This is a genomic window from Rhizobacter sp. P1_G5, from assembly GCF_056405435.1.
This window is the reverse complement of sequence record NZ_JBFUCB010000341.1, coordinates 1-6,459: the sequence shown is the minus strand read 5'-3', so window position 1 is coordinate 6,459 and position 6,459 is coordinate 1. Positions and strand designations below refer to the sequence as shown.

At 71.3% G+C, this 6,459-nt stretch carries 7 protein-coding genes; 5 read left to right on the top strand and 2 right to left on the bottom strand.

The features are described 5' to 3' along the window. Positions 1–782 (top strand): amidase family protein (locus AC1D12_RS21105; RefSeq protein ID WP_477842650.1); only part of this gene is annotated, 782 nt, incomplete at its 5' end. On the opposite strand, the gene AC1D12_RS21100 is transcribed toward AC1D12_RS21105, so the two are convergent. Together AC1D12_RS21100 and AC1D12_RS21095 are read right to left on the bottom strand one after the other, a co-directional pair. Then, positions 770–1,279 carry an ureidoglycolate lyase gene (locus tag AC1D12_RS21100; protein ID WP_477825342.1) on the bottom strand — a complete coding sequence of 170 codons (510 nt, stop codon included), beginning with the start codon at positions 1,277–1,279 and terminating at the stop codon, positions 770–772. The genes AC1D12_RS21105 and AC1D12_RS21100 overlap by 13 nt on opposite strands. Positions 1,280–1,394: 115 nt before the next feature. After that, positions 1,395–1,883: a hypothetical protein gene (locus AC1D12_RS21095; RefSeq protein WP_477842648.1), complete on the bottom strand. Its 489-nt coding sequence runs from the start codon at positions 1,881–1,883 to the stop codon at positions 1,395–1,397. 294 nt (positions 1,884–2,177) lie between these two features. Between AC1D12_RS21095 and AC1D12_RS21090 the strand changes: the two genes are divergently transcribed. The 4 genes from AC1D12_RS21090 to AC1D12_RS21075 all read left to right on the top strand — a co-directional run. Then, the gene (locus AC1D12_RS21090) at positions 2,178–3,068 is read left to right on the top strand and encodes a DUF535 family protein (RefSeq protein WP_477842646.1); all 891 of its coding nucleotides are present in this window, start codon (positions 2,178–2,180) and stop codon (positions 3,066–3,068) included. Positions 3,069–3,072: 4 nt separating this feature from the next. After that, positions 3,073–3,738 (top strand): response regulator, encoded by a 666-nt coding sequence (locus AC1D12_RS21085; protein ID WP_477842644.1) that lies wholly within the window; start codon positions 3,073–3,075, stop codon positions 3,736–3,738. After that, entirely contained in the window at positions 3,735–5,117 is a 1,383-nt protein-coding gene (locus AC1D12_RS21080; RefSeq protein ID WP_477842642.1) for a sensor histidine kinase, read from the top strand. The genes AC1D12_RS21085 and AC1D12_RS21080 overlap by 4 nt, the downstream gene beginning before the upstream one ends. A 73-nt stretch (positions 5,118–5,190) precedes the next feature. Further along, a partial coding sequence (locus tag AC1D12_RS21075) for a TonB-dependent receptor plug domain-containing protein (RefSeq protein ID WP_477842640.1) occupies positions 5,191–6,459 on the top strand: 1,269 nt, incomplete at its 3' end.

The following is a 6,459-nucleotide window of genomic DNA, read 5'->3' as shown; positions in this document are numbered from 1 at the left end:
CGGTGCGGGCACCGGCCAGCCATTGCGGCCTCTACGGCCTGCGGCCGACGCATGGCCGGGTGAGCCTGCAGCGCACGCTCGATCTGGCGCCCAGCCTCGACACCTGCGGCTGGTTCGCGCGCGAGGTGCAGACCTTCGCCCGCGTGGCCGATGTGCTGCTCGGTGCGGATGCGGCGTCGCCGGGCGGCGGCGTGCGGCTGCTGTGGCCGCGCGACCTGTGGGCGCTGGCCGAGCCCGCGGCCGTGCAGGCGTTGCGGCCTGCCGCCGAGCGCCTGCAGGCGTTGGCCGGATCGGCGGCACAGGTCAGCGTCGCGCTCGATTCCTTCGACGCGATGTACTGGCATCTGCGCCACCTGCAGGGCCGCGAGGCCTGGCAGACCGACGGCCCGCTGATCGAGCGCTTTGCGCCGCCGCTGGGGCCGGGCGTGGCCGAGCGCTTTGCCTGGTCACGCGGCGTGACCGACGAGCAGGTGGTGCAGGCGCGCGCGTTCCGCGAACGCTTTCGCACGCACCTCGGCGAACTGCTCGGCAGCGACGGCGTGCTGGTGATGCCGACGATGCCCGACATCGCACCGCTGCGCGCCGTCGGCGAGGCCGGGCTGGAGGACTACCGCAACCTGGCGATCCGCCTGCTGTGCCTGGCCGGGCTGAGCGGGTTCCCGCAGTTGTCGATGCCGCTGGCCCGCCGCGACGGTGCGCCGCTGGGGCTGTCGCTGCTGGGGCCTGCCGGCAGCGACCGCGGCCTGGTGGCGCTGGCCGAACGCATGGCTCACCAGGCCTGATCGACGACGGCCGGCCGGGCCAATGGGTGCACGTCGCAATCGACCTGCGGCGCCGCCCGTTCGAGCACCACGAAGTCACCGGCATCGACGGCCAGCAGTGCGTGGTGCCAGGTGCCCGGCGCGAGCGTCACGCCCTGTTCGCCATCCGTGATGAAGGCCGCCAGGTCCGCCGCCTCGGGCCGCGGGCCGGCGGCTGCCACCACGATGACGAAGCGGCGCGCGCCGAGCGGCACGAAGCTCTGGCTGCCCAGCGCGTGCCGTTCCATCTCGTCGACGCTGTGCGGGAAGCGCCGGGCCGCGGCGCGGAAGATCGCCAGCATCGGCCGCCCACCCTGCAGCTGGAGCTGCAGGTCGTCGACCAGGTCGAAACGCTGCGATGTGCCGCCGTTGATGGGCCGGCCCGTGCCGCCGGGGGCTTGCAGCACGGTGCCGTAGGGCGCGAAGGCTGCGGATGTCAGCGGCTGCGGGACGAGGCGGTGGGGCGGCGGCGGGTTCATCGGGCAGATTCTGCCCGGCGCGGGGCCGGCGCTCTTGCGGTGGAGCGCAGGGACGTTGAACTCGTCGGTGAACTCCCACTCGGGCAGCAAGCGTTCTTCCGGCTGTTGGCAAAGCCTACGGACAGGCTTGCACCAGGACCGAATCGATCAGCATGTAGAGATCGCCCCGCCGTTGCAGGTCAACGAGGAGCACCGGGCCCGCGAGATGTCGGGAGATCAACGCCGACTGCAAGCTCCCGAGGCGTGTCAAAGACTTGTCGGCCTCCCCGTAGACGCCAACGCTGATGGCAGGCAAGGCCCGCGCATCGCCGCATGCGTCCAGGCACACCAGCAAGTCGCGGACAGGATGGGGGCGGCCGCCATCGACCAGGACAATGAGGCCCATGGGCTTGGCAGCGCGGACGACTTCGGCACACGCGGTGGGCGGTACACCGAACAGGACGACTCTCTCGCCGTCGTCCAGTTCGCAAACGCTGAGATCCAGCATGGCGGGAAGGAACTGTCGCAGCCTGGCCAGGTGGCTGGTGCCACCCAGAAGCCCGATGGCCTGGGTCGTGTCGGTTCCAGAGATTCCAGTGACGACGATGGTGCGGATGGAGGGCAAATTGTTCTCGCAACGCGGCTGCGGCCGGCTCCTTGGTGAGCTTGAGATTGCAGCAGTCACCGCCTCCGGCGTCTTGATGGAGCGTCGATGGAAGCGTGATGCCACTCCGGATCCGCGACGATCGCCCGAGCCTGGTTGCTAAGGAACCCTTAAGGAAACGAGCCCTCCCTATCATTTCTGGATGGTAAAGTTTTGCAAACATTCAATCGCCGGGAGGCGATTCGATTCACCAGGGCCGGAGGAGACCAGAGGATGTTTGCAGCAGCGGCGCAAGCCCGGGGGGATTGGCGCGCCTTGTTCCGAAGCACGGACGATGGCGCGGGCGGCAGGTGGGCCACGTTCAGGCGCGCCGTCAAGTTCTTCTGGCGCTTTGCGCTGCACAAGGCCGGCGTCCAGACCTGCCTGGCTTCGCTGCACCGCCTGAAGCAGGAGCACGGCGCGCACTACCCGATCGAGGTGAGCCTGCGGCCCTTGCGCCCCTACCTCTGCGACGGACTGAGCGTGGCCGACCGGGCAGCCTGCGTCGTGTTCCATTTCAACTGGCTGCACACCACGCTGCGGCCCGAGACCTGCCGGGCCTTGTGGCAACAGCAGGGCCTGCTGCTTCCGCTCGCGGCCGAGAGCTGCACCGACGTCGCGCTCGTGCTGCGGCAGTCGGCCTCGCAATGCCGCGAAGGCGAGCTCAGCTTCGACCTGATGTTCCGGGGCCAGCGCCTGGTGTCGACCCATTTCAGCATCGTCGGCGCCCGCGCGGCCGGCATCGCCTGCGCAGAACGCAGCGTCGCCTTCGTCGCCGGCTTCCAGGGGGTGCGCGGCACCGAGGCGCCGATGCGCGAGCTGGGTACCCAACTGCACCGCCTGCGGCCGTCGGCCCTGCTGCTCTGCGCGCTGCAAGGGCTGTGCGCGGGCTGGGGCCTGCCGGCGCCGGTCACCGTCGCCCAGCACGCGCACGTCTCGGCAGGCTATGTCCGGCGGCGGCGCATCCAGCTCGACTACGACAGCGTCTGGTCCGAGGCCGGCGCAGACCGCCTCGGCCCGCGCCATTGGCAACTGCCTGCCCTGCCGCAGATCCGGCCGGACAGCGAGGTGGCCTCCAAGCACCGCGCCCAGCACCGCCGCCGCAATGCCGCCAAGCTCGCCTTCTTCGAGGCCTGCCGGGACGCCGCATCGGCGATGACGCGATGACGCGATGCACCTGCTGCTGATCGAGGACGACGTGGACCTGGGCGCGTCGCTGCAGCAGGCGCTGCGCGGCGCCGGATTCAGCAGTGAATGGCTGCGCACGGCGTCCGACGCCCACCGCTTCGCCTTGGCAGGCGGGCATCACTGCATCCTGCTCGACCTGGGCCTGCCGGACGGCCACGGGCTCGACCTGCTGCGCGCATGGCGTCGCGACGGCCTGGCCGTGCCGCTGATCGTCATCACCGCCAGCGACGCGCTGGGCGATCGCCTGGCCGGCCTGGACGAAGGCGCCGACGACTTCATCGTCAAACCCTTCGCCGTGGTCGAGCTGGTCGCGCGCGTGCGCGCGGTGACGCGGCGCGCAGCGCAGCAGGCCGCTTCGGTATGGACCATCGGCACGCTGGCCATCGACATGCGCCGGCGCTTCTGCACGGTGGACGGCGAGYCGGCGGGCCTGTCGCCGCGCGAGTTCGACGTGCTGGCTGCGTTGGCACACGCCGGCGGCAACGTGGTGCCCAAGCACCGCCTGGCGCAGGCCCTGGCGCCGCTGGGCGAGCCGCTGGACTTCAACGCCATCGAGGTCCATGTGCACAACCTGCGGCGCAAGGTCGGTGCGGAGCGCGTGAAGACCGTGCGCGGCATCGGCTACCTGCTGGCCGGAGAGCGCGCTTGAGCGCGGCCGCCGCCACGGCGCGCCCGCCGCGGCTGCAGCGGCGCGTGCTGCTGGCGATGCTGGGCGTGATCRTGCTGCTGTTCCTCGTCTTCTTCTGCATCATCCTGTGGGAAACGCTCAGGCGCGATTCGGGCGAACTGGATCGTGTTCTGCTGCGCAACGCGCAGAGCCTGGCACGCACGCTGGACCGCATGCCCGACGACGCCAGCGTCAGCGCCGGCGTCACCGTCTTCCTGCACCTGAGGGCCGACGCCGCGGCCAACGATCCGCACGGCGAGCCGCGGCCCCTGCTGCTGGTGTCGCGCCGCGACGGCGGCCTGCGCCTGCCGGCGGCGCAGCCCGGCGACGCCGACCCGCTGCGCCTGCCCGATGGCCTGTCGGAAGCCGTGCATCAAGGCGCCACGCTGCGCAGCTACACCGCCAGCAGCCCGCACTGGACCGTGACGCTGCTCGACGACGACGTGCAGCGCACGCGCTGGGCCGCACTCGAGGTCGGCGTCGAGCTGCTGGGCTACCTGGTGCTGACGCTGCCGGTCATCCTGCTGCCGGTGTGGCTGGCGCTGCGCGCGGCACTGGCGCCGCTGCACAGCCTGTCGGACCAGGTGGCCGTGCGCGCGCCCGCCGACATGAGCCCCATCGTGCTGCCCAAGGGCTACCGCGAGCTGCTGCCGCTGCAGACGGCGTTGAACCGGCTCTTCGAGCGCATGGCCGCCACCTTCGCCCGCGAGAAGGCCTTCGTGCACGACGCCGCGCACGAACTGCGCACCCCGCTGGCCGTCATCAGCACGCAGGCCCATGTGCTGCAGGCCAGCGAGGGCCGGGCGCGCCACGAGGCCGCGCACCGCCTGCAGGGCGCGGTGGAGCGCGCCTCGCACCTGGCGCACCAGCTGCTTCGCCTGGCCCAGGCCGACGCCACCGCGCTCGCGCCACGCGAACCGGTGGACGTGATGAACGTCGCGCGCGACACCCTGGCCGGCATGACCGAGGTAGCGACCGAACTGGGCAGCGAGCTGTCGCTGAGCGGCCCCGACAATGCCGTGCTGGCCACCGACCCGCGTGCGTTGCGCTCGATGCTGGGCAACCTGGTGGACAACGCGCTGCGCTATGGCGGGCGCGGCGTGCTGGTGGACGTGAGCATCGACGTGCAACCTGCGCGCTGGCAGCTGCGCGTGGTCGACAACGGCCCGGGCATTCCTGCCGCACACCGCGAACAGGTGTTCGAGCGCTTCTGGCGCGGCAAGTCCGGCGACGAGCGCGGCGCGGGCCTCGGCCTGGCCATCGTGCGCGAAGCCGCGCGCTCGCTGGGCGGCGACGTCGACCTGCAGGCCGGCCCCGGCGGGCGCGGCTGCAGCTTCACCGTCGACCTCCCCCGAACCTAGGGGGCCTGCCTTCAGGAAGCACGAAGGTGGCTGCGGCGAACATCCGGCCCCTCGTCACTGCTCCCTGTGCTTCATGCCACGCCTGCGCCCCCCTCACCCCCTTGCCCTCGGTGCCGTCACCCTGGCCTGCATCCCCGCTGCGTGGGCCCAGGATGCCGAAGCACCTGCCGAGGCCCTGCGCATGGAGACCGTCGAGATCCAGGGCAAGCGCGCGCACAACGCCGCCGGCAAGCAGACGCTGACGCGCGAGGAGCTGTCGCGCATGCCCGGCAGCAGCGGCGACCCGATGAAGGCCGTGATGGCCCTGCCCGGCGTGACCACCACCGACGACAGCAGCAGCGCGCCCGCTGTGCGAGGCGCACGGCCGCAGGACAACGCCTACTACGTCGACTTCCTGCCGGTGGGCTACCTGTTCCACCTGGGCGGCTTCGCCAGCACCTTCCACCCCGACCTGATTCGCCGCTTCGACCTGGCCAGCGCCGCCTGGAGCCCCGAGTACGGCGACGCGGTGGGCGCGGTGTTCGACATCTCGCTGCGCAACCCGCGCAGCGACCGTGTCGGCGGCAAGCTCGACTTCAGCCTGCTCGGCGCCAGCGTGCTGGCCGAAGGGCCGATCGGCGACGGCCTGTCCTTCTTCCTGGCCGGCCGGCGCAGCTGGTTCGACCTGGCCGTCAAGACGGTGGAGGACGAGAAGGAAGGTGTCAGCCTCACCGTGCCCGTGTACCACGACTCGCAGGGCCGGCTGTTGTGGGACCTGAACCCGGGCAACCGCCTGCGCCTGGACTTCAGCACGGCCAGCGACCGCATCGACTTCACCACGAAGGAAGGCTCCCGGGCGGCACAGCGCGACCCGGTGCTGCTGGGCAACAGCAGCATGCGCCAGTCCTACGGCAGCTTCGCACTCAGCTGGGATGGCGACTTCGCCCCGTCCACCGGCAACCAGCTCGCGCTCGGCCGGATGACCACGCGCGATTTCACGCGCATCGGCAGCGCGGGCCACTACGACGCCGAGGTGGTCACCACCTACCTGCGCGAGCAGCTGCGCTTGGCCTGGACGCCCGAGCACGCCACGACGCTGGGCGGTGCGGTGAACAGCCGCCTCGTCGATCTCGAGCTGGACATCCAGGACCCGCGCTGTACCGAGTTCGACCCCAACTGCGACATCAGCTCCGCCGGCCGCGTGGTCTCGCTGCAGAAGACACGCCAGAACCAGGCCGAGGCCTACGCCAATCACCGGTGGCGGCTGTCGCCCGAGTGGACGGCCACCGGCGGCCTGCGTGCCAGCCGCGATTTCTACCTGCGGCAGACCTTCACCGAACCGCGCCTGGGACTGGAGTGTAAC